The sequence below is a fragment of the Actinoalloteichus spitiensis RMV-1378 genome, from assembly GCF_000239155.1.
Taxonomy (GTDB): Bacteria; Actinomycetota; Actinomycetes; order Mycobacteriales; family Pseudonocardiaceae; genus Actinoalloteichus_B; species Actinoalloteichus_B spitiensis.
The window spans coordinates 1-1,237 of record NZ_AGVX02000432.1 but is presented as its reverse complement, the minus strand read 5'-3'; the positions used below and the strand labels follow the sequence as shown (position 1 = coordinate 1,237).

Sequence of the window (1,237 nt, the reverse complement as noted above, 5' to 3'; positions counted from 1 at the left end):
CGTGAGCGGGAGCGGCCGGGTCGGCGGGGCACGTCCTCGCCGGCCCGGCCCAGCGAGCGCTCGCGGCGGACCCAGCGGAGCAGCGGAAAGGTCACCCTCGTCAGCTCCCTGCGCCGGGTCGGGGTCCGTGCGCGCCGCACCAGGGGAAGACCTCGGACCGGTGGGGCCTTCGGGTTGTCCTCCACCCGGCGGGCGGCGGTGCTGGCGATGGTGGTCTGCGCGCTGGCGCTGAGCGTCGCCGTGCCGCTGCGCACCTACCTGTCCCAGCGGTCCGAGGTCGCCGAGGCGGAGCGGCGCCTGGAGGAGCTGCGGACCGAGCGGGACGAGCTGGCTGCCAGACTGGACGAGTTGGCGGACGACCAGCAGGTGGAGGCGGAGGCCCGCCGCCGGTTGGGGTACGTCCGCCCCGGCGAGACGCCCTACATCGTCCAGCTGCCGCCCGGCCAGGAGCCGAGCGAGCGGGAGGACGAGGAGGACGACGACCAGGACCAGGCCTGGTACAGCAGGCTCTGGAACTCGATCACGGGAGATGGCTGAGATGAGCAGGGCCGAGCAGCCCAGGGTGACCGAGCCGGTGCCGGCCACCGACGAGGACCGGGCGGCGGTGGCCGAACAGCTCGGTCGGACACCGCGAGGGCTGCGGGCGGTGGTCGCGCGGTGCCCGAGCGGCCACCCGGCCGTGGTGCGGACGAGCCCGCGGTTGGAGGACGGCACTCCCTTCCCCACGTTGTACTACCTGACCTGCCCCCGGTTGTCCTCGTCGATCGGCCGGCTGGAGGCCTCCGGGCTGATGCGGGAGATGACGGAACGGCTCTCCCACGACGAGGAGCTCGCCGCGCGCTACCTGCGGGCGCACGAGTCCTACCTGGCGGAACGGGACGCCATCGAACCCCTCGGCATCCAGGTCACGGCGGGCGGGATGCCGGGGCGGGTCAAGTGCCTGCACGTGCACGTCGCCCACACCCTGGCGAAGGGGCCCGGGGTGAACCCGTTCGGGGACGAGACCCTGGAGTTGCTCGCGGCCGAGTGGCCGACCGGCGGGTGCGCCGCCTGACCGACCCCGCGCCGCGCGGTACCCGAAGCCACCCCGCCAGCCGTTCCCGGCCCAGCGGCGTCGCGAGGGGAACCCGGTGACGTGCCCGCCGCGTGCCCGCCGCGCTGCTGACGAGGGCGCGGACCTCCTCCACCCGTCACCCCAGAACCCCGCCCGGGTTCCCGTCGGGAGGGGCGCCGGTAC

General features: G+C 75.1%; 2 protein-coding genes. Both read left to right on the top strand.

The features are described 5' to 3' along the window. Nucleotides 1-537: FtsB family cell division protein (locus tag ACTIDRAF_RS35070; protein ID WP_016700202.1), on the top strand; the 537-nt coding region annotated here is incomplete at its 5' end. Next, nucleotides 530-1,054, top strand: a complete 525-nt coding sequence (locus ACTIDRAF_RS0218430; protein WP_016700201.1) for a DUF501 domain-containing protein — start codon at nt 530-532, stop codon at nt 1,052-1,054. The genes ACTIDRAF_RS35070 and ACTIDRAF_RS0218430, both read left to right, overlap by 8 nt. Nucleotides 1,055-1,237 lie beyond the last annotated feature (183 nt).